Genomic DNA, 20,327 nt, shown 5'->3' with positions numbered 1-20,327 from the left:
TCAAGCGATCCATGACGCCCTGTCGAACTAACCGGAAACCCCACCCCCACTTCCCGGCCGTTAAGTCCGAAATCATCCCCCGAAGCCGCACGCACCAGACCCGGCGACCCCCCGCCGGCCCAAACCCAGCCTCGCCGGCGTTTGAGGTGGGGACCAAACCGGCCTCGCCGGCGTTTGAGGCGCGGGGTGCGGGGCGGAGCCCCGAAAGCCCGGCGCAGCCTGGGCCGCCTCGCGCGACGGCACCGCACCCGCGGCCCCGCAGGACAGCCGGCCCGCCGGCCATCGAGGCGGGGGGGGCCGCAAAGCCCGCGGAGCGAACCGACGGTTCAGACCCGCCGCGCCCGCCACGCCACGTACACCGCGGCCAGCACCCCGGTCCCCCGCGCCAGCCACGGCCACATGTCCTGGAACACCGCCCCCAGCTGCTGATCCCCCAACGCCTCCCCCCACCGCCCGGTGTGCCGCCCCCACAGCCACACCACCGCCCCCGCGAAGACGGCGCCCGGCACCCCGAACACCACCGCCTTGCGCTCCGCCGGCCCGAGCACCCGCGACACGTACACCAGCAGGAAGCCGGCCGCCAGGACCAGCCAGTACCCCGCCACCGCCCCGGCGACCAGGACCACCGCCGCCAGCAGCAGGAACACGTTCGGCTTCGGCCGGACCGGCGCCACCACCACGTCACCGACCGCCGCCGGACCCGCCACCAGCGGCCCCGCCGCCACCGCCTTGCGCCGCTCCCGCAGGGCCCGTACGACCACCCGCACGCGGGACGACGGAACCGGGGGCTCCGCGACGGCCGGGGGCTTCGGCCCCTTCTGGTGCTCGTCCTCGTCCTCCCCGAACCGGTCCGGCAGCTCGATGCCCCCGGCGAAGCCCTCCACCTGCGGCCCGGCCCCGTACCCGCCCGGCCCGAGCCGCCACCAGTCCGGCTCGCCGCCGTCGCCGTCGCCCAGCTCGTCCAGCCCGGCCAGGTGCGGCGGCACGTTCTCCGCCGGTCGCGGCTCCGGCACCTGCTTCCGCAGCCCGCGCAGGCCCCCACGGCCACCGCCGCCGGCGCCCCGCTGCTCCGGGACCGCCGGAACCACGGTCGCCGCCGCCCCCGCCGCCCCCGCCGCCCCGGTCGTCGCCTCCCCCGCGGCGCCGGGCAGCGCGGACAGCACCTCCTCCGGCGTACCGATCCGCTCCAGGATGCGCCGCACCGCCGCCGGGGTCTCCGGTTCGTACTTGGCGCGCCGCCGGTCGATCTCGTCCCGCAGCCCCGCCACCAGCCGCATCCGGTCTCCCGACGACAGCTGCCGCCGCTGCGCCAAGTCCCCGATCCTGCTCAGGTATTCGTAGACCAACTGGTCGCTCTCGATCCCCACGCCCCGCCTCCTCCCGTCCCGCCTGACCCGAAGGTAGCGCGTACGCCGTGGAGCCGCTGGCGGCGCAACGGAGACCGCAGCGGATACCGTTGACCGGATGGGGACCGGCCGACGGACCGGCCGACGCGACCAGGAGGCGACCGTGCCCGACCCAAGCACCGCGGAGCCAAGCACCGCCGAGGCCCGCACCGCGGACGCCCGCACCACCGCGGCCTCCGCCCCGCGCTCCCTCGCCGAGGCGCTCCGCGCCCGCGACGACGTGGCCCTCGCCGCGCTGCTGCACGCCCGCCCGGACCTGCTGACCCCGGTGCCCGGCGACGTCACCCAGCTCGCCACCCGCGCCGGGACCCGCGCCTCCGTGGTCCGCGCCCTGGACCGCCTCGACCGGTTCGCCCTCCAGACGGCGGAGGCCCTCGCCGTCGCCCCGGACCCCTGCCCCTACCCGGTGCTGGAGTCGCTGCTGACCGGTGACACCGGGAGCACCGGCGAGGACAACGGCGCCCGCGCCGCCCTCCCCCGGGCGCTGGGCACCCTGCGCGACCAGGCCCTGGTGTGGGGCGACGACGACCGTATCCGCCTGGTCCGCACCGCCCGGGAGCTGCTCGCGCCGTCCCCGACCCGCCCCTCCCCCACCGGCCTGGGTCCGACCGTCGCCGAAGCCACCTCCGGGATGTCGCCGACCCGGATCCAGGAGATCGTGGCGACCGCCGGGCTGCCCGCCACCCACGACCCCGTCTCCGCCGTGTCCGCGCTGACCGCCCTGTTCACCGACCCGAAGCGGATGTCGGCGCTGCTGGACGAGGCCCCGGCGGAGGCCCACCAGGTGCTGGGGCGGCTCGTGTGGGGGCCGCCGTACGGGGAGGTGACCCCCGACCCGACGCCGCCGGTGCGCTGGCTGCGCGACCGGGGCCTGCTGCTGCCCGCCTCGGCGCGCACCGTCGTACTGCCCCGCGAGGTCGCCCTGTACCTGCGCGGCGGACTCGCGCACCGGGTGACGGAGCCGGTCGCGCCGGCCGTACGGGTCCACCGCGAGCACCGTCCACAGCTTGTGGACGCGAACGCGGCGGGTCAGGCGCTGGCGGCGCTGTCGACCGTGGAAGAGCTGGCGAAGTCCTGGGAGCAGTCCGGTCCTCCCGTGCTGCGGGCCGGCGGTCTGTCCGTACGGGACCTCAAGCGGACGGCGGCGACGCTGGACACCACCGAGCAGTCGGCGGCGTTCTGGGCGGAACTCGCCTACGCCGCCGGGCTGGTGGCCGGTGACGCGGAGGCGGACGAGCGGTACGCGCCCACCCCCGCCTTCGACGGATGGCTCGAACTGCCGCCCGCCGAGCGCTGGTCGACGCTGGCCCGGGCCTGGCTGCCGGCGACCCGCACGGCCGGGCTGGTCGGCGAACAGGACAGCAAGGGGCGTACGTTGTCGGCGCTCGGCCCCGAGCTGGACCGTTCCGCCGCGCCGGAGGTCCGCCACCGGGTCCTCGGCCTCCTCGCCGAGCTGCCCGAGGGCGCCTCCCCCGACCCGGAGGCACTGCTCGCCCGGCTCGCGTGGGAGCGCCCGCCGCGCGGCGCGAGCGACCTGCGCGCCCGCCTCGCGCGGTGGACGCTGACCGACGCCGAGGTACTCGGCGTCACCGGCCGGGGCGCGCTCAGCGCGTTCGGCCGCGCCCTGCTGGAGGGCCGCGACCCGGCGCCGGAGCTCGCCCCGCAGCTCCCGGAGCCGGTGGACCACGTCCTGCTCCAGGCGGACCTGACGGCCGTGGCCCCGGGCCCGCTGCGGCGACCGCTCGGGGACACCCTGGCGGTGCTCGCGGAGGTGGAGTCCAAGGGCGGCGCGACGGTGTACCGCTTCACGCCGGGCTCGGTCCGCCGGGCCCTGGACGCCGGGCACACCGCCGTCGACCTGCACGCGTTCCTCGCCGAGCACAGCCGTACCCCCGTCCCGCAGCCGCTGTCGTACCTCATCGACGACGTGGCCCGGCGCCACGGGCACCTGCGGGTCGGCGCCGCCTCCTCGTACCTGCGCTGCGACGACGACGGCATGCTGAACGAGATCCTGGCCGACAAGCGCTCCGTCGGGCTGGGGCTGCGGCGGCTCGCGCCGACGGTGCTGGCCGCACAGGCCGAACCGAAGGCCCTGCTCGACGGCTTGCGGGCGATGGGCTACGCCCCGGCGGCGGAGTCCCGTACCGGCGACGTGCTGGTGGCCCGGGCCGACGCGCACCGCGCCCCGGCGCGCACGGCGCCCGCCCCGGTGCCGGACGGCCCGCCGGTCCCGGACGCGACCCTGCTCGGGGCGGCCGTACGGGCGATCCGCGCGGGCGACCTGGCGGCGACGGCGGTCCGCAAGGAGCCTGCCGCCACCCCCTCGGGCGCCGCCCCGGGCGAACTTCCGCGCACCAGCGCGGCGGAGACCCTGGCGACGGTGCAGGCGGCGGCGCTGACCGGCTCGGCGGTCTGGATCGGCTACGTGAACGCGGAGGGCGCGGCGAGCCAGCGGGTCATTGCCCCGGTCCGGGTGGAAGGCGGCTTCGTCACCGGCTACGACCACACGGCGGACGAAGTCCGCACCTTCGCCCTGCACCGCATCACGGGCGTGGCGGAACTGGCGGAGGACCAGGTCTAGCCGCCCTCCGCCGCCGGCCCCCGACGCCCCTCGCCACCGCCTCCCGCGCCGTGGCGGGCGGCCCCACCGATCCTTTGCTCGCGGTGGCGCCCTTCGCCGTAGTACGACCCCGGGTGGTCCCGGCCGGCCGCCGTTGGGCCGATGTAGGGACGTCCCAGGTCAGGGTGTCGGTGCGGCGGCTGAAGTGCAGCTCCCCCGTGCCGCCCCAGGGAAAGAGCGGGCGCAGTCGCGGCCCGGCGTGTCCCGGTCGTGGCGGTCGGCCGGGCCGGGCGGGCCGGGCGGGCCGGGCGGGCCGGGCGGGCCGGGCGGAAAAGCGTTGGCCCCGCCGGCCGGGCGGGCCGCACCCTGGGGCCGTGAACGCACAGCCCGGTCGCGCGGTGCGCGCCGCCCATACCGCCACCACCGTCACCGTCTACCAGGCGTACGCGCCCGCCCTGGGGCTGCCGGCGGCCCGCGACGGGCGGTTCCCGACCGCCTGGAAGCGGGACCGGATGACCTGGGTCAAGCCCTCGTTCCTGTGGATGATGTACCGCTGCGGCTGGGCCACCAAGGCCGACCAGGAGACCGTGCTGGCCGTCGAGATCACCCGCGAGGGCTTCGACGGGGCCCTGGCCGGGGCCTGCCTGTCCCACTTCGAGCCCGGCACCCACACCGACCGCGCGGCGTGGCGGGACGCGCTGTCCCGCTCCGCCGCCCGCGTGCAGTGGGACCCGGAGCGGGACCTGCACCTGAACCCGCTGCCGTACCGCTCCCTCCAGCTCGGCCTGTCCGGCCCGGCGTCCCGCGCCTACGCCGACTCCTGGACGGTCTCCATCCGTGACGTCACCCCGCTCGCGCGGGAGATCCACGACCTGCTCCGGTCCGGCCGGACCGACGCCGCGCGCGCCCTGCTCCCGGCGGAGCCCCCGTACCCGACCGGCCCCCTCCCCCACCTGGGCGCGTAGAGGGACCGACCCGGCAACCCGGGAACCGCCCCGACCGCGCGGCGATACGGCAGACTGGAGGTTTGGCCGTCCGCGTCCGGGCGGCCCACCCCACGCAGGAAAGGGACGCGTGTGAACGGGCCTCTCATCGTCCAGAGCGACAAAACCCTCCTCCTGGAGGTCGACCACGAGCTGGCCGGAGCCGCGCGCCGCGCCATCGCCCCCTTCGCCGAGCTGGAGCGCGCCCCCGAGCACATCCACACCTACCGGATCACCCCGCTGGGGCTGTGGAACGCCCGCGCCGCCGGACACGACGCCGAGCAGGTCGTCGACGCGCTCGTCGAGTTCTCGCGCTACCCCGTGCCGCACGCCCTGCTCGTCGACGTCGCCGAGACCATGGCCCGGTACGGGCGGCTGACCCTGTCCAAGCACCCCGTCCACGGACTGGTGCTGACCAGCACCGACCGGCCGGTGCTGGAGGAGATCCTGCGGTCCAAGCGGATCATCCCGCTGGTCGGGGCCCGCCTCGACCCGGACACCGTGGCCGTGCACCCCTCGGAGCGCGGCCAGATCAAGCAGACCCTGCTCAAGCTCGGCTGGCCGGCCGAGGACCTCGCCGGGTACGTCGACGGCGAGGCGCACGCCATCGACCTGGTCGAGGACGGCTGGGCGCTGCGGCCGTACCAGCAGCAGGCCGTCGAGGGGTTCTGGCACGGCGGCTCCGGTGTCGTCGTGCTGCCCTGCGGCGCCGGCAAGACGCTGGTCGGTGCGGGTGCCATGGCGATGGCCAAGGCGACCACGCTGATCCTCGTCACGAACACCGTCTCGGCCCGGCAGTGGAAGCACGAACTGGTCAAGCGGACCTCGCTGACGGAGGAGGAGATCGGCGAGTACTCCGGCACCCGCAAGGAGATCCGGCCCGTCACCATCGCCACCTACCAGGTCCTGACGACCAAGCGGAAGGGCGTCTACCCGCACCTGGAGCTGTTCGACTCCCGCGACTGGGGCCTGATCCTCTACGACGAGGTGCACCTGCTGCCCGCGCCCGTCTTCAAGTTCACCGCCGACCTCCAGGCCCGGCGACGGCTCGGCCTGACCGCGACCCTGGTCCGGGAGGACGGTCGCGAGTCGGACGTGTTCTCCCTGATCGGCCCCAAGCGGTTCGACGCGCCGTGGAAGGAGATCGAGGCGCAGGGCTACATCGCGCCGGCGGACTGCGTCGAGGTCCGGGTGAACCTCACCGACTCGGAGCGGCTCGCGTACGCGACCGCCGAGACGGAGGAGAAGTACCGCTACTGCGCGACGACCGCGACGAAGCGGAAGGTCACCGAGGCGCTGGTGCGCAAGCACCAGGGCGAGCAGACCCTGGTCATCGGGCAGTACATCGACCAGCTCGACGAACTGGGCGAGCACCTCGACGCGCCCGTCATCAAGGGCGAGACCTCCAACGCGCAGCGCGAGAAGCTCTTCAACGCCTTCCGGGAGGGCGAGATCAGCGTGCTGGTCGTCTCGAAGGTCGCGAACTTCTCCATCGACCTGCCCGAGGCCACCGTCGCGATCCAGGTGTCCGGCACCTTCGGCTCGCGCCAGGAGGAGGCCCAGCGCCTCGGCCGGGTGCTGCGGCCGAAGGCGGACGGGCACGAGGCGCGGTTCTACTCGGTCGTCGCGCGCGACACGATCGACCAGGACTTCGCCGCGCACCGCCAGCGCTTCCTGGCGGAGCAGGGCTACGCCTACCGGATCATGGACGCCGACGAGCTCCTGGCGAGCGACTGACCCGACCCCGGCGGGCAGCCCCGGCGCGGCCGTCCTCTTCCGCGACGGGTGACCTCGGCGAGGGCACCCGCGCGGCCGGCTCCCGACGGCGGCCCACCGCGCGCGTCAGGAACGCCAACAGCGGCACGCACCAGACCCACAGGTGCGGCAGCTCCGGCAGCAGGGCCCGGCCACCGGAGGCGAGGTGGCGGGTCCAGTAGTCGGCGGATGCCTGCGGGAGGACGAGCAGGCCCAGCAGGCCGGTGCCGACGAAGGCGCCCAGTGCGGTCAGGCCGGTCCGGATCCGGCCCGTCAGCAGCAGGTACGGGATGAGGATCGCCGGGGTCAGGGCGATCCCGGCGGCGGTACCCAGCGCGAACCCCTTGCCGAGCGCCGCGTGCGGCCGACCCAGGTCCCACACGGCGACGCAGGCCAACGCCAGGTTGATCTGACCGGGCAGCGGGCTCTGGAACAGCGGCTCCACCCACAGCCCGGCGACGGTGGCCGTCAGGACGTGCCCGGGCCGGGCCCGTAGTCCCGCGAGCCGGCAGGACGACAGGATCAGCAGGGCGAGCAGGCCCGCGCTCCCCAGGACGAGCACGGCCTTGAGCACCCCGGCCGGCAGCCAGGCGGCCGGCGTGAACAGGATCGCGGCGAACGGCGGATAGGCGGTGGGCGGGCGCCACTCGGCCGCGGAGAAGCCGTGCACCAGGGCGTCGGCCATCGGGACGCGCGGGACGATGCAGAGCACCCCCAGCGCGAGCAGCGAGCCGGTGATCAGCAGGCGGTACAGGGGCGACGGCGAGCGGCGGGGCTCGGGGCTCGGGGTCACGCGCGTGACCCTAGTGGATCAGTGACCCCCCACCGCCGGGATCGCGCCGGCTCGCCGCGCGCGCCGACCACGGCGACCCGCCGGAGCACGCCGGTACGCGACCGGGGGCGCGCCGCGTGCGCGTCCGGGTCACGCCTTGGTCAGCGGCGTATGAGGCCCGTCTCCTCGGAGAACTCCCCCAGGACGACGACGCTCACGGCGGTCGCGGCGAAGACCTTCGCCGCGTGCAGGACGCTGCCGGCGAGGTGGCGGGGACGGTGGTCGGAGGTGGCGGTGGCGCCGCTAGGGCGGCCGCCCTGGATCGGGGTGAAGGTTGCGGTGCTCATGTACCCATGGTGCGTTTTCTCCGGGGATGTCACATCGCCCTGTGGATGGAATCGCGGGGCATCCCGTCTCCTCCTCCGGGCGCATACCGGCCCCTAGGTCCCTGCCTCAGGTCTGACACTCCCCCGTATGACACCCACACGGGGGACCGGGCGGTGGGTCCGTAATCCATTCGCGCACCGGCCGCCCGCCGGCTACACTCGCCGCTCTTGCCGCCTCCCTCCGCCCCACCGGGAGAGCGCCCGCCGGCCGGTACCGGCGGGCACGTGTCCGTACCGCACCGCTCCCCCGGAGCGGGCTCCCGCAGACCAGCCGTTGGAGGCATTCCGTGCCCGCGCACGCCCCCGAGCCCGCCGGCCCCACCCGCGCCGAAGCCCCCGCCGCGCCCTCCGCCACAGCCCCCGCCGCCATCCCCGGACCCGGCCCCGGACCCGGCGCCGCCGCCGGCCGAGGCACCCGCACCGGCACCGGCGCCGCCGCCGACACCGACGCGGCCCACCCCCTCGCCCGCGAGCAGGCCCACCTCACCGCCTCCCGCGCCGCGCTCCGCGCGATGCGCGAAGACGTCGAGTCCCTCGACATCCGCGACGTCACCGCGAACTGGGTCAACGCGGTGGTCCTCCAAGGCCAGATCGACGACCGCATCAAGGCCCTCGCCGACCTCTCCCACACCCCCCTCTTCTTCGGCCGCCTCGACTACCTGCACGCGCCGGGCGCCGACCTCGCCGAAGGCGCCGGCGGCGAGCAGTTCTACATCGGCCGCCGCCACGTCCACGACGCCGACGGCGACCCCATGGTCATCGACTGGCGCGCCCCCGTCTCCCAGCCCTTCTACCGCGCCTCCAAGGCCGACCCGCAGGACGTCGCCCTGCGCCGCCGCTTCGGCTACACCGGCGGCGAACTCACCGCGTACGAGGACGAACACCTCGGCGACCCCACCGAGAGCGCCGTCGTCAGCAAGCTCCTCCAGCGGGAGATCGAGCGCCCGCGCGTCGGCCCCATGCGTGACATCGTCGCGACGATCCAGCCCGAGCAGGACGAGATCGTCCGCTCCGGCCTGTCCGGCTCGGTCTGCGTCCAGGGCGGCCCCGGCACCGGGAAGACGGCCGTCGGCCTGCACCGTGTCGCGTACCTGCTGTACGCGCACCGCGAGCGCCTCGCCCGCACCGGCACCCTCGTGATCGGGCCGAACCGTTCCTTCCTCCACTACATCGAGCAGGTCCTGCCGGCCCTGGGCGAGTTGGAGGTCAAGCAGGCCACCGTCGACGACCTCGTCGCCCGCGAGGGTCTGGAGGTACGCGCCACGGACGCCGCTGAAACCGCCGTGGTCAAGGGCGACGCCCGGATGGCCGAGGTGCTGCGCCGCGCCGTCCGCTCGCACGTCAGCGCGCCGGTCGAGCCGCTGATGGTGGTGCGCGGGTCGCGCCGCTGGCGGGTCCCCGCGTACGAGCTGGAGGAGATCGTCTCGGAACTCCTCGCCCGGGACATCCGCTACGGCGCCGCCCGCGACGCGCTGCCGCAGCGGATCGCGCACACCGTCCTCGTCCGCATGGAACAGGCGGGCGAGGCGCCCGACGACCGCGTGCAGGACGCGGTGGCCCGCAACCCCGCGGTCAAGGCGGCCGTACGGGAGATCTGGCCGCCGGTGGAGCCGGCGAAGCTGGTGCTGCGGCTGCTCTCGGATCCGGAGTTCCTCGCCACCCACGCGAACGGGATCCTGACGGACGACGAGCAGAAACTGCTGCTGTGGCCGAAGCCGTTCCGCAGCGTGAAGTCGGCGAAGTGGACGGCCGCCGACCTGGTGCTGATCGACGAGGCGCAGGACCTGGTGGAGCGCACGCATTCGCTGGGCCACGTGGTGCTCGACGAGGCGCAGGACCTCTCGCCGATGCAGTACCGGGCGGTGGGGCGGCGCTGCACGACGGGTTCGGCGACCGTGCTGGGCGACCTCGCGCAGGGCACCACCCCTTGGGCGACGCGCAGTTGGGACGAGGCGCTCACCCACCTGGGCAAGCCGGAGGCGGTGTTGGAGGAGCTGACGGCCGGCTTCCGCGTGCCGCGCGAGGTGATCGCGTACGCGTCCCGGCTGCTGCCGGCGATCTCCCCGGGGCTGGCGGCGGTGTCCTCGGTCCGCGAGACGCCGGGCTCGCTGGTCGTCTCGGCGGTCGCGGCGCTCTCGACCGCGGAGCCGACGGCCGCGGAGTTGACGGCCGCCGTGGTCACGGCGTGCCGTGAGTCCCTGCGGTACGAGGGCTCGATCGGCCTGATCGCGGCCGACGCCCGCGTTCCGGAATTGGCGCAGGCGTTGCGGGCGGCGGGGCTGCCGTACCTGGCCCCGGGCGAGGAGACCACGGAGCTGGCCCGGCTGACACTGGTGCCGGCCTCGCTGGCGAAGGGCCTGGAGTACGACTACGTCGTACTGGACGAGCCGGCGGCCGTCGTCTCGGGCGAGCCGGACGAGCGCACGGGCCTGCGCCGCCTCTACGTCTGCCTCACCCGAGCCGTCTCGGGCCTCCACGTCCTGCACGCGGCACCCCTCCCGGAGGCCCTCGGATAGGCCCCTGCGGCTGCGGTCGCGACTGCGGTCTCGGCTCCGGTGGACACGGGGGGTGGACGGCCGGACGATGGAAGGGACTTCGTGAAGGTGCCCCGGCCCGCCCTGGCGGGCGGGGCCCCGCGAGGGGGTGGGGCCCACGACCGGCCACCGCTCGGGTGCTTGCGGCCCCGGTTCCGGAGGATGCCGGTTCCGAGAGCCCGTTCCGGAGAGCCCGGTACGTGCCCGCCCGGCATCTCCGGCCGGAGACGGACGCGTTGCGTCCGATCCTTCGATCCTTGCGTTTCCCCTGTGGTCCCCGCTCGGCCGTGATCCCTTCAAGGGAAGGACGAACAGTGAACCGACGTATGCGACTGGCCGTACTGACGCCGGTGGTGGTGTCCACGCTGGCCTTCGGGTCGGCGTCGCTCCTGGGAGGCTCCGCACAGGCGGCGGCGCCTTCCTTGGCGTGCAGCGTGAAGCAGAGTGCCACCGCGGGCAAGTTCGACGTCACCCTCACCGGTGGTCAGCCAGGAGTCCAGGTGACCTTCACGGGTGGCACCAGCAACAACCGATTCACCTCCACCAGCCTGGCCAACGACAGCGGTGTGGCCTCCACCAGCGGCTTCATCCCGGTCGGCGCCGTCACCGCCGAGCAGGGCGGCTCGAAGATCACGTGCGGCACGGTCAAGGAAGCCGAACAGCAAGACGCCCGCGCCCAGTACTCCGCGGGCTTCAAGAAGGGCTTCGACGAGACCAAGGCCAACTGCAAGGCGGCGGCCCCGCCGCAGGGACTCACCCAGATCGACCCGAACTTCGAGAAGGGCTTCAACGCGGGCGCGAAGGCCGCACTGGAAAGCAAGTTCTGTTGACGCACCGTCAACTCCGGTACGGGACATAGGACCGCACCTGGCGCGTGTCCGTACGTGGAGGGCCGTACGCCCCGCCCCTCCACGACGGGCGTCCGGTCAGCCGAGGGCAGTGCGCCACTCGGCGACGGCCGCCGCCGACACCGGGGCACCCCACCCCGACGGCCGGGCGGCGCCGCCGATGTGGAAGGCGTCGATGCCCGCCTCCCGCAGCTCCGGGAGGTGGTGCAGGGCCAGGCCGCCGCCGACCAGGATGCGCGCCCCGTACCCCGGTTCGCCCTGTCGGGCCGCCTCCGCCGCCAGGACCGCCAACCCCGCGTCCACACCCGCCGCGGACCCGGCCGTCAGGTAGGTGTCGAGCCCCGGCAGCCCGGCCAGGGCCTTGCGCGCCTGGTCGCGGTCGGCCGCGCGGTCCAGCGCCCGGTGGAAGGTCCACGGGCAGCCGTCCAGCTCCGCCACGACCGCCTCCACCGCGGCCAGATCGGGACTGCCGTCGGGGGTCAGGAACCCGAGGACGAACTCCCGCGCCCCCTCCGCCCGCAGCTCCCGCGCCTGCGCGACGAGGAGGTCGACGGGGCCGGCGGCGAACCCGTCCGTCCGGCGGAGCATCACGCGCAGCGGGATGTCGACCGCGGCCCGGATCGCCGCGAAGGTCTCGCGCGCCGGGGTGAGCCCGTCGGCGGCCATGTCGGTGACCAGCTCCAGCCGGTCCGCCCCGCCGGCCTGGGCCGCGACCGCGTCCCGTGCGTCGAGGGCGATCACCTCCAGCAGCGCTTGGTTGCTCATTCGATGCCATCCTTCGGATACCGAAAATAGGTCTAGTCCAATATCCAGGGTACGGGTCCACGCCCGTGCACCACCAACACAAACACGCCACCCCCACAATGTCCGCATGACCTCCGACCGGACCACCGACCTCCGCGACCGCTGGCGCGCCACCACCACCGGCGCGGGCGCCGACCCCGACCTCGACCCCGCCCCCCACGCCGACCGCCTCCTCGCCGCCTGGGCGGAGCCACAGCGCCGCTACCACACCACCGCGCACCTGGCCGACGTACTCGCGCGGATCGACGTACTCGCCCCGCACGCGCAGGACCCCGCCGCCGTCGAGCTCGCGGCCTGGTTCCACGACGCCGTCTACCGCCCCGACCGGTCGGAGAACGAGGAGCGCAGCGCCGCCCTCGCCGAGCGCGCCCTGCCCGAGCTGGGCATCGACGCCGCCCGCACCGCCGAGGTGGCCCGCCTGGTCCGCCTCACCGTCACCCACGACCCCGCCCCCGGCGACACCAACGGCGAGGTGCTGTGCGACGCCGACCTCGCCGTCCTCGCCGGCGCCCCCGACGCGTACGCCGGCTACGTCGCCGCGGTCCGCGCCGAGTACGGCTTCGTCCCCGACGACGCCTTCCGCGCCGGCCGCGCCGCCGTGCTGCGCCAGTTGCTCGACCTGCCCCGACTCTTCCGCACCCCGCACGGCAGCACCCACTGGGAGGAGCCGGCCCGGCGCAACCTGGCCGCCGAGCTGGCCACCCTGACGGACGGACCTGCGGATGAACCTCACGGGCGTACCTGAACGGACGGACCTGACGGACGCGGCGGGGGGGCGGGAATGCGCCACCGTTCCGGCTGGTTTGTACGGAACATGCCCGCAGCCTCCGTACGCTCCCGCATGCCCGTCGCCGTCTACATCCTCGGCCTGTCCGTCTTCGCGCTCGGCACCAGCGAATTCATGCTGTCCGGGCTCCTGCCGCCCATCGCCGACGACATGGGCGTCACCATCCCGCAGGCCGGCCTGCTGATATCCGCCTTCGCGATCGGCATGGTGGTCGGGGCGCCACTGCTGGCCGTCGCCACCCTGCGCCTACCGCGCCGCACCACCCTCGTGGGCCTCATCTCCCTCTTCGGCCTCGGCCAGGTCGCGGGCGCGCTCGCGCCCACGTACGAACTGCTCTTCGCCTCCCGCGTGGTCTCCGCGCTCGCCTGCGCCGGGTTCTGGGCGGTCGGCGCGGCCGTCGCGATCGCCATGGTCGACAAGGACCAGCGGGCCCGGGCGATGTCCGTCATGATCGGCGGGCTGTCGATCGCCAACGTCCTCGGCGTGCCCGCCGGCGCCTTCCTCGGCGAGCAGCTCGGCTGGCGCTCGGCGTTCTGGGCGGTCGGCGCCGCCTCCGCCGTCGCCCTCGTCGGCATCCTGGCCCTGATCCCGCGCATCCCGCTGCCCGCCGAGAAGCCGCGGTTGCGCGGTGAGCTGCGGATCTACCGGGACCGCCAGGTGTGGCTGTCGGTCGGCGTCACCTCGCTCGCCGCCGGCGGCGTCTTCTGCTCGTTCAGCTACCTGTCGCCGCTGCTCACGGACGTGGCCGGGCTGGACGCCGGCTGGGTGCCGTGGGTCCTGGGCCTGTTCGGGGTCGGTGCGCTGGTCGGTACGACCGTCGGCGGGCGGGTCGCGGACGCGCACCTGTTCGGGGTGCTGCTGTGGGGCATCGCCGCCTCGACGGTGTTCCTCGTCGCGCTGGCCCTGCTGGCCTCCTTCGCGGTGGCGGCGGTCGCCCTGTCGTTCCTGATCGGCGTCTCCGCCTTCTTCACCGCCCCCGCGCTCAACGCCCGGCTGTTCAACGTCGCCGGCGCCGCCCCCACCCTGGCCGGTGCCACGACCACGGCCGCGTTCAACCTCGGCAACACCGGCGGCCCGTGGCTCGGCGGCACCGTCATCGACGCCGACTTCGGCTTCGCCGCCACCGCTTGGGCGGGGGCGGCGATGACGGTCCCCGCCCTCGCCCTGACGGTCCTGGCGCTCCGCCTCGACCGCCCCGCCCGCTCCCGCCTGGTGGCCGCCTCCGTCCCCGCCTCCGCCGCCACCTCCACCGACGAGGCCTTGGCCGGCCGGTAGCCGGCGTACGCGCCCTCAGGAGCCCGGGACACCCGCCGCCCCTCGCAGGGTCCCGCCCCGCGCCTCAATCGCCGGCGGGGCTGAGTAGCCGGCGGAGTCCGCACCGCAGCCCGGGATTCCCCACCCCGCCGGGTCCTGGAGGCGCGGACCCGCGCCTGGGCGGGGCCCGGTACGTCAGCGCCGCCGGGCGCAGCCCGAGAGTCTCAGCCCGCCGGTGCATGAGGCTCGGGACCCCGGGTCTCAGCCCCGCCGGCGGGGCCTGAGCAAAGCCGGGGCCTTCAGTCCGGGCGGCGCATGAGGCCCGGAACCCCGGGCGAGCGGAGCCCGGTACGTCAGCCCCACCGGCGCTGGAGGTCCGGGCCTCAGGCCCACCGGCAATTGAGGCCCCGGCCGGGGCACCCTCCGGCACCTCAGCCCTCGGGCGGGGCCCGGGCCGAGCCCGAGAGTCCCAGCCCCGCCGGCGATTGAGGCGCGGGTCCGGCCGAAGCCCGCCGTCCCAGCCCCGCCGGCGATTGAGGCGCCGGTCCGGGCGAAGCCCGGCGGGGGTCCGGGGCGAAGGCCCCGGGGAACGGTGGAAGGGCGGGTAGGGGACAGCCCCGCAGGGCCCGGCCCCGAACCCGGCCGGGCCGACGCCGGCAGCCCCGCCCGTAAGACACGGCCCCGCCGGGCCGGCCTCGGCACGCCGGGCGCGCCACCGCTGCCGTGGACCGGCCCCTGGGGCTCCGCGCCCCGCACCCGGCCGGGCCCCGCCCCCAGGACACCGCCCCGCAGGGCACCGCTCAGGCCGTACGGCCCTTGGGGCGCCGCAGCCCCGCCTGGGTGAGGCGGCGGACCAGTTCCTTGCTGCCGATCTCCACCGCCCCCGCCGCCACCGCGTCCGCGTACCGGTACGACGGCACGTCGTAGTGGTCCCGCTCGAACGCCCGCGGCGGGCAGCCGATCGACGCCGCGAAGGCGTGCAGTTCCTCGTACGAGACATCGCTGACCAGGTGCGACCACATCCGGCCGTGCCCCGGCCAGGTCGGCGGGTCTATGTACACCGTCACCCGTCGCTCACCGCCGGCCGAAGACCGGGCCGAGCCCGCCGACCACCGCCACCCGCACACCCGCCTCCGAGCACACCCAGTGCGGGTCCGGCCCGAGCTCCGGCTCCACGTCCAGCGCGTGCGGTTCCCCGTGCGCGCACACCGGGCACAGCGGCCACCGCCCGTACTTCTCCAGCAGCGCGTCCTGGACGTCCTGCGCGACGAGTCCGGCGAGGTAGCCGACCCCCTCCGGCCACTGCTCCACCCACCACCGGCGGTGCGTGACCGCGTCCTCGACGAGGGACACGACATCGGCCTCGGCGACCTCGCCCGCGACGAGATCGGCGAGTACAAGGGCACGGGCGGCATGGAGTGCCTGCTCAATGGGGGTCGCGTGGTCCATGGGCCCATTGTGACCCCGTACGGGCGAGTACGAACAAGACGGCCTGGACCGAGGCCCGATTCCCCGACCGGCGCCCGCCCGGGCATGGCGCCTTGACCCCCACCCCGGACGAAATTACGGTGCCGACCTCAGCCGCCAACACGAAGCCACGCCGCGACGAACACGACGCCACCACCCACGACGCGACGACGCCGCCCCCAGCGCGAGGACCCGCCCATGACCGCCCACGCGGAACTGCGTGCCCAGCTCGACGCCCTCACCACCGAAGCCTTCCGTCCCGACCTCGCCGAGATCGACCGGCTGCCCACCCTCGACATCGTCCGCCTCATGCACGCCGAGGACGCCACCGTCCCGGCCGCCGTCGCCGCCCGACTCCCGCAGATCGCCGCGGCCGTCGACGCGATCGCCGCCCGCATGGCCCGCGGCGGCCGGCTCCTCTACGTCGGCGCCGGCACCGCCGGCCGCATGGGGGTGCTCGACGCCAGTGAATGCCCGCCGACCTTCAACACCGACCCCCACCAGGTCGTCGGCCTGATCGCGGGCGGCCCCACCGCCATGGTCAAAGCGGTCGAGGGCGCCGAGGACTCCGCCGATCTCGCCGCCGACGACCTCACCGCGCTCGACCTCACCGCCACCGACACCGTCGTCGGCGTCTCCGCCTCCGGCCGCACCCCGTACGCGATCGGCGCCGTCGAGTTCGCCCGTACGCGCGGCGCGCTCACCGTCGGCCTGTCGTGCAACGCCGGCTCCGCCCTCGCCGCCGCCGCCGAACACGGCATCGAGGTCGTCGTCGGGCCCGAATTCCTCACCGGCTCCACCCGGTTGAAGGCCGGCACCGCGCAGAAGCTCGTCCTGAACCTCATCTCGACCGTCACCATGATCCGGCTCGGCAAGACGTACGGGAACCTGATGGTCGACGTCCGCGCCACCAACGAGAAGCTGCGGGCCCGCTCGCGCCGCATCGTCGCCCTCGCCACCGGCGCCCCCGACGAAGAGATCGAGGCCGCGCTCGCCGCCACCGACGGCGAGGTCAAGAACGCCGTGCTCGTCATCCTCGGCGGAGTCGACGCCGCCACCGCCGCCCACCTCCTCACCGAAGCCGACGGCCACCTGCGCGCGGCCCTCACCCGGACCCTGGCCCGCTGACCGTCCCCGCGCCGCCCACCGCCCACCGCGCCCCACCGACCAGCAGCGAGGCGAACCACCACGATGGCCCCCGACACGCACCGCGCCACCGCCGCCGCGATCCTCCCCCTGGTCGGCGGCCCGGACAACGTCACCTCGATCGCGCACTGCATGACCCGGCTGCGCATCGGCCTGCGCGACCGCTCCCTCGTCCGGGACGAGGCGCTCAAGGCCCTCCCGGCGGTCCTCGGCGTCGTGGACGACGACACCTACCAGATCGTGCTCGGCCCGGGCGCCGTGGCCCGCGTGACCCCCGCCTTCGAGGCGCTGGTGCGCGAAGCGGGCCCCACCGGCGCCCAGGCCACCACCGCGGCCACCGCGGCCACCGCGGCCACCGCGGCCACCGCCGAGGATCTGCGGACGCGCGGGACAGCGCTGAAGGAAGCCCGTACGGCGCGCAACTCCACCCCCGTCAAACTGCTCCTGCGCCGCATCGCGAACATCTTCGTCCCGCTCATCCCGGCCCTCATCGGCTGCGGCATCATCGCCGGGCTGAACGGCCTGCTCACCAACTCCGGCCTGCTGCCCGCCGTCGTCCCCGCCCTCGCCGCGATCGCGTCCGGCTTCATGTCCCTGATCGCCGTGTTCGTCGGCTACAACACGGCCAAGGAGTTCGGCGGGACGCCCGTTCTCGGCGGCGCCGTCGCCGCGATCATCGTCTTCCCGGGCGTCGCGAAGATCGAGGCGTTCGGCCACCACCTCGCCCCCGGCCAAGGCGGCGTGCTCGGCGCGCTCGCCGCCGCGCTGCTCGCCGTATACGTGGAGAAGTGGTGCCGCACCTGGGTCCCGCAGGCCGTGGACAACCTGGTCACGCCCACCCTCACCGTCCTCCTCCCCGGCCTGGTCACCCTCTTCGGCCTGATGTACGTCGCCGGCGAAGTCGCCCAGGGCATCGGCTGGTTCGCCGACCGGCTCCTGGCCACCGGCGGCGCGTTCGCCGGACTGGTGCTGGGCGGCCTCTTCCTGCCGCTGGTCATGCTCGGCCTGCACCAGGCCCTGATCCCGATCCACACCACCCTCATCGAGCACTCCGGCTACACCGTGCTGCTGCCGATCCTCGCCATGGCGGGCGCGGGCCAGGTCGGCGCGGCCATCGCCGTCTACTTCCGCCTCCCCCGCAACCGTTCCCTGCGCACCACCATCAAGTCGGCGCTCCCGGCCGGTTTCCTGGGCGTCGGGGAACCGCTGATCTACGGGGTCTCCCTGCCGCTGGGCCGCCCCTTCGTCACCGCCTGCGTCGGCGGGGCGGCGGGCGGCGCGTTCGTCGGCCTCTTCAACCAACTGGGCGCGGGTTTCGGCTCGACGGCCATCGGACCCTCCGGCTGGGCCCTGTTCCCGCTGCTGGCCGGCCCCTCGGGGCTGGGCACGGCCGTCGCCGTCTACGCGGGCGGCCTGGCGGTCGGCTACGCGGTGGGCTTCGCCGCCACCTACTTCTTCGGCTTCACCCCGCAGATGCTGGCCGACCTCGACACGGACCCGGGCCCGGACACTCCCCCCGCCGCCGAACCGGCCCAGGAACCGGCACTGGCCTGACCGGCGTCCCCCTCGCCCGTCCGTCACACGATCGGGCTAACGGGGACGGAAGCCGCCCCCGGGTCGCGCATATGCCAGCAGCCTGTGCCCATGTACGTCTCCTCCCCCTACGTCGAATCCGCCGCATAAACTGCCTACGGCGGTGGCATCAGAAGTAGCATGGGTAGCATGAGCGAGCCGACCCAGAAGTACTCGATCTCGATGCCCCGCGACATCGCAGAGGCCGCTCGCGCCCGCAGCGGCCCTTCGGGCCTGTCCGCCTACGTCACCGCCGCCGTGGCCCGCCAGATCGAACGGGACAACCTGAACGAGCTGATCGCCGTGGCCGAAGCGGAACACGGACCCATCACCGACGAGGAGATCCGGGAGACCCGAGAGCTCCTCACCCGCGCCCGCGAAGAGCAGTCCGGCGAGGGCACGGACCACAGGAGCGTCGTATGACGCCACAGCCGGCCACGCCGGGCGGCACCCTCGTGCTCGACTGCGAGGGGCTTTCCAAGGCCGTCATGCGAGACCGCCTCGTCACTCGATGGCTGACCCTCGCCCGCGTCGACGACATGCGGGTGATCACCAGTTCGGCCACGCTCGTGGAGGTCGTGCACCCCGCGATCAACATGTCGGCGCTCAAGTGGACGCTGTCCCGCGTGGTGGTCGAGCCGGTCACCGAAGCCATCGCCCATCAGGCCACGAACCTCCTGCGCGCGGCCCGTCTCCACGGCCACAAGCACGCCATCGACGCCATGCTCGCCGCCACGGCGCTCGCGGCGCCAGGACCCGTCACCGTCCTCACCTCGGACCCCGAAGACCTGACCGCCCTCTGCGGAAAACGACTCCTCGCGGTCAAGGTCTGATCCACCAACGCCCGCCGCACGTATGGTGATCGGATGATCGAGATTCGTCGCGCGTCCCCGTCCGACGGGGACGCACTCGGGGAGATCCACGCCACCTCCTGGGAGGCGGCGTACGCCCCCTTCTTCGACCCCGAGTTCGCCGCCCGCGAGGTCGCCGCCCGACGCACCCGCTGGCACGCCCGTGTCGCCGACCCCACCGGCACGATCCTGCTCGCCGCACTCGACGGCCACCCGCTGGCGCTCTCGCATACCGTCCCGTCCCCGGACCGGCCGGGCCTCGCCGAGATCCGCACCTTCTTCGCCCACCCCGACGCCTGGGGCACCGGCATCACCCCCGCGCTGATGACGGCGACCCTGGACCGCCTGTACGACGACGGGTACGACGGCGCCCACCTCTGGACCCTGCGCGACACCCCGCGCTCCCGCCGCTTCTACACGAAGTCCGGCTTCACCGAATCCGGCGTCACACGCACCCACGACTTCGGCGACGGAACCCCCCTCTCCCAGGTCGAGTACGTCCGCCCCCGCTGATCACGCGCCGCGCGCCCCGGCGGCGGTGCGCAGGTAGGCCACCAGGTCGTCCGTCGAGTACCCCAGCTTCGGCCCGCGCTCGGCCGCCATCAGCAGGAGCTGGCCCACGATCTCGGCACCCCACCCGTCCGTGCCGTCCCGCGACCACTCCCACAGCCGCTCGATCCCGAGACCCGACATCTGCAACCCGTGCCGGACCCGGATCTCCCCGCACAGCGGGGCCACCGCGTCGAGCAACCGCGCCCCCGGCCGCTCACAGCGCAGCCCGAAGCAACCGCCGAAGTCCTCGACCACGCACCCGACCGGCGGCCGGGCCTTGATGGCGTCGTAGCGCGGGTCATCGAACGGCGGGAACTCGTCGGCCGGGCTGTGGACCAGCGAGAACCGCTGCCAACCGGGCGGCGGAGGCGGCTGCGGACGCCACGCCGTGAGACCGAACGCCTCCTGCACCAAGGCCGTCGCCTCGTCCGCCGTATCGGCCGTCTCGCTGACTCTCCGTTTCCCGTCGTCCCCGACGGCGGTCCACAATCCGCTGCGCTCGTCCCGCGCGACCCGCACCGACAGACCCATACCCACACGCTTCCACCCGACCCTGACCATCCCCTTCTCCAGCCAGCACAGCTTCCACGCCAGCTCGAACTCCCACCCGCGCGCCGCCTCCGCCAACCCCCTCAAGACGGCATCGCAGC

At 74.6% G+C, this 20,327-nt stretch carries 20 protein-coding genes; 12 read left to right on the top strand and 8 right to left on the bottom strand.

The window, feature by feature from the left end; translation table 11 throughout:
- Positions 1–326: 326 nt before the first annotated feature.
- Entirely contained in the window at positions 327–1,367 is a 1,041-nt protein-coding gene (locus ACFVXJ_RS20715; RefSeq protein WP_389663519.1) for a hypothetical protein, read from the bottom strand.
- A gap of 142 nt (positions 1,368–1,509) precedes the next feature.
- On the opposite strand from ACFVXJ_RS20715, the gene ACFVXJ_RS20710 reads away from it, so the two are divergent.
- Positions 1,510–3,987, top strand: a complete 2,478-nt coding sequence (locus ACFVXJ_RS20710; protein ID WP_389663517.1) for a helicase C-terminal domain-containing protein — start codon at positions 1,510–1,512, stop codon at positions 3,985–3,987.
- Here ACFVXJ_RS20710 and ACFVXJ_RS20705 read toward each other — a convergent pair.
- Positions 3,950–4,387, bottom strand: coding sequence for a DUF6193 family natural product biosynthesis protein (locus ACFVXJ_RS20705; protein ID WP_389663515.1), 438 nt, complete (start codon positions 4,385–4,387; stop codon positions 3,950–3,952). The two genes, ACFVXJ_RS20710 and ACFVXJ_RS20705, sit on opposite strands and share 38 nt — an antisense overlap.
- Between ACFVXJ_RS20705 and ACFVXJ_RS20700 the strand changes: the two genes are divergently transcribed.
- Both ACFVXJ_RS20700 and ACFVXJ_RS20695 read left to right on the top strand, forming a co-directional pair.
- Positions 4,341–4,931 carry a DUF4291 domain-containing protein gene (locus tag ACFVXJ_RS20700; RefSeq protein ID WP_389663513.1) on the top strand — a complete coding sequence of 197 codons (591 nt, stop codon included), beginning with the start codon at positions 4,341–4,343 and terminating at the stop codon, positions 4,929–4,931. The genes ACFVXJ_RS20705 and ACFVXJ_RS20700 overlap by 47 nt on opposite strands.
- 111 nt (positions 4,932–5,042) lie before the next feature.
- The gene (locus ACFVXJ_RS20695) at positions 5,043–6,686 is read left to right on the top strand and encodes a DNA repair helicase XPB (RefSeq protein WP_361314698.1); all 1,644 of its coding nucleotides are present in this window, start codon (positions 5,043–5,045) and stop codon (positions 6,684–6,686) included.
- Here the strand turns inward: ACFVXJ_RS20695 and ACFVXJ_RS20690 are convergent.
- Both ACFVXJ_RS20690 and ACFVXJ_RS20685 read right to left on the bottom strand, forming a co-directional pair.
- On the bottom strand, positions 6,652–7,497 hold the full coding sequence (locus ACFVXJ_RS20690; protein WP_389663510.1) for a glycosyltransferase family 87 protein: 846 nt from the start codon (positions 7,495–7,497) through the stop codon (positions 6,652–6,654). The two genes, ACFVXJ_RS20695 and ACFVXJ_RS20690, sit on opposite strands and share 35 nt — an antisense overlap.
- A gap of 140 nt (positions 7,498–7,637) precedes the next feature.
- Positions 7,638–7,823 (bottom strand): hypothetical protein, encoded by a 186-nt coding sequence (locus ACFVXJ_RS20685; RefSeq protein WP_389663509.1) that lies wholly within the window; start codon positions 7,821–7,823, stop codon positions 7,638–7,640.
- A 326-nt stretch (positions 7,824–8,149) separates the two neighbouring features.
- On the opposite strand from ACFVXJ_RS20685, the gene ACFVXJ_RS20680 reads away from it, so the two are divergent.
- Positions 8,150–10,378: a HelD family protein gene (locus ACFVXJ_RS20680; protein WP_389663507.1), complete on the top strand. Its 2,229-nt coding sequence runs from the start codon at positions 8,150–8,152 to the stop codon at positions 10,376–10,378.
- 332 nt (positions 10,379–10,710) lie between these two features.
- Positions 10,711–11,226: a hypothetical protein gene (locus ACFVXJ_RS20675; protein ID WP_389663506.1), complete on the top strand. Its 516-nt coding sequence runs from the start codon at positions 10,711–10,713 to the stop codon at positions 11,224–11,226.
- Positions 11,227–11,322: 96 nt separating this feature from the next.
- Here ACFVXJ_RS20675 and ACFVXJ_RS20670 read toward each other — a convergent pair whose 3' ends face one another.
- On the bottom strand, positions 11,323–12,009 hold the full coding sequence (locus ACFVXJ_RS20670; RefSeq protein WP_389663504.1) for a copper homeostasis protein CutC: 687 nt from the start codon (positions 12,007–12,009) through the stop codon (positions 11,323–11,325).
- 106 nt (positions 12,010–12,115) lie between these two features.
- On the opposite strand from ACFVXJ_RS20670, the gene ACFVXJ_RS20665 reads away from it, so the two are divergent.
- Positions 12,116–12,793: a hypothetical protein gene (locus ACFVXJ_RS20665; protein WP_389663502.1), complete on the top strand. Its 678-nt coding sequence runs from the start codon at positions 12,116–12,118 to the stop codon at positions 12,791–12,793.
- Positions 12,794–12,889: 96 nt separating this feature from the next.
- The gene (locus tag ACFVXJ_RS20660) at positions 12,890–14,110 is read left to right on the top strand and encodes a Cmx/CmrA family chloramphenicol efflux MFS transporter (RefSeq protein ID WP_389663613.1); all 1,221 of its coding nucleotides are present in this window, start codon (positions 12,890–12,892) and stop codon (positions 14,108–14,110) included.
- 779 nt (positions 14,111–14,889) lie between these two features.
- On the opposite strand, the gene ACFVXJ_RS20655 is transcribed toward ACFVXJ_RS20660, so the two are convergent.
- On the bottom strand, positions 14,890–15,156 hold the full coding sequence (locus tag ACFVXJ_RS20655; RefSeq protein WP_389663500.1) for a DUF4031 domain-containing protein: 267 nt from the start codon (positions 15,154–15,156) through the stop codon (positions 14,890–14,892).
- Positions 15,157–15,163: 7 nt separating this feature from the next.
- The gene (locus ACFVXJ_RS20650; RefSeq protein ID WP_361314680.1) at positions 15,164–15,538 is read right to left on the bottom strand and encodes a hypothetical protein; all 375 of its coding nucleotides are present in this window, start codon (positions 15,536–15,538) and stop codon (positions 15,164–15,166) included.
- Between the two features lie 216 nt (positions 15,539–15,754).
- On the opposite strand from ACFVXJ_RS20650, the gene murQ reads away from it, so the two are divergent.
- From murQ to ACFVXJ_RS20625, 5 genes are all read left to right on the top strand, one after another.
- Complete coding sequence (murQ, locus tag ACFVXJ_RS20645; protein WP_389663498.1) at positions 15,755–16,684, top strand: N-acetylmuramic acid 6-phosphate etherase; 930 nt, start codon at positions 15,755–15,757, stop codon at positions 16,682–16,684.
- 63 nt (positions 16,685–16,747) lie between these two features.
- Positions 16,748–18,256 (top strand): PTS transporter subunit EIIC, encoded by a 1,509-nt coding sequence (locus tag ACFVXJ_RS20640; RefSeq protein WP_389663496.1) that lies wholly within the window; start codon positions 16,748–16,750, stop codon positions 18,254–18,256.
- Between the two features lie 168 nt (positions 18,257–18,424).
- Entirely contained in the window at positions 18,425–18,697 is a 273-nt protein-coding gene (locus tag ACFVXJ_RS20635) for a CopG family transcriptional regulator (RefSeq protein WP_389663495.1), read from the top strand.
- Positions 18,694–19,107, top strand: a complete 414-nt coding sequence (locus tag ACFVXJ_RS20630) for a DNA-binding protein (protein ID WP_389663493.1) — start codon at positions 18,694–18,696, stop codon at positions 19,105–19,107. Before ACFVXJ_RS20635 ends, ACFVXJ_RS20630 begins: the two co-directional genes overlap by 4 nt.
- 33 nt (positions 19,108–19,140) lie before the next feature.
- Positions 19,141–19,638 (top strand): GNAT family N-acetyltransferase, encoded by a 498-nt coding sequence (locus ACFVXJ_RS20625; protein WP_389663491.1) that lies wholly within the window; start codon positions 19,141–19,143, stop codon positions 19,636–19,638.
- Here ACFVXJ_RS20625 and ACFVXJ_RS20620 read toward each other — a convergent pair whose 3' ends face one another.
- A complete protein-coding gene (locus ACFVXJ_RS20620; protein WP_389663490.1) occupies positions 19,639–20,313 on the bottom strand; it encodes a hypothetical protein in 675 nt (224 codons plus the stop codon).
- Positions 20,314–20,327 lie beyond the last annotated feature (14 nt).

It is taken from the genome of Streptomyces sp. NPDC058279 (assembly GCF_042881255.1).
In the GTDB taxonomy this organism is placed as follows: domain Bacteria; phylum Actinomycetota; class Actinomycetes; order Streptomycetales; family Streptomycetaceae; genus Streptomyces.
This window is presented reverse-complemented; position numbering and strand designations above follow the sequence as displayed.

Coding starts and splice junctions, on each gene's coding strand:
- ACFVXJ_RS20665 (WP_389663502.1), top strand. CDS start 12,116: ATGACCTCCGACCGGACCACCGACCTCCGCGACCGCTGGCGCGCCACC.
- ACFVXJ_RS20625 (WP_389663491.1), top strand. CDS start 19,141: ATGATCGAGATTCGTCGCGCGTCCCCGTCCGACGGGGACGCACTCGGG.
- ACFVXJ_RS20640 (WP_389663496.1), top strand. CDS start 16,748: ATGGCCCCCGACACGCACCGCGCCACCGCCGCCGCGATCCTCCCCCTG.
- ACFVXJ_RS20635 (WP_389663495.1), top strand. CDS start 18,425: ATGAGCGAGCCGACCCAGAAGTACTCGATCTCGATGCCCCGCGACATC.
- ACFVXJ_RS20660 (WP_389663613.1), top strand. CDS start 12,890: ATGCCCGTCGCCGTCTACATCCTCGGCCTGTCCGTCTTCGCGCTCGGC.
- murQ (WP_389663498.1), top strand. CDS start 15,755: ATGACCGCCCACGCGGAACTGCGTGCCCAGCTCGACGCCCTCACCACC.
- ACFVXJ_RS20630 (WP_389663493.1), top strand. CDS start 18,694: ATGACGCCACAGCCGGCCACGCCGGGCGGCACCCTCGTGCTCGACTGC.
- ACFVXJ_RS20650 (WP_361314680.1), bottom strand. CDS start 15,538: ATGGACCACGCGACCCCCATTGAGCAGGCACTCCATGCCGCCCGTGCC.
- ACFVXJ_RS20670 (WP_389663504.1), bottom strand. CDS start 12,009: ATGAGCAACCAAGCGCTGCTGGAGGTGATCGCCCTCGACGCACGGGAC.
- ACFVXJ_RS20685 (WP_389663509.1), bottom strand. CDS start 7,823: ATGAGCACCGCAACCTTCACCCCGATCCAGGGCGGCCGCCCTAGCGGC.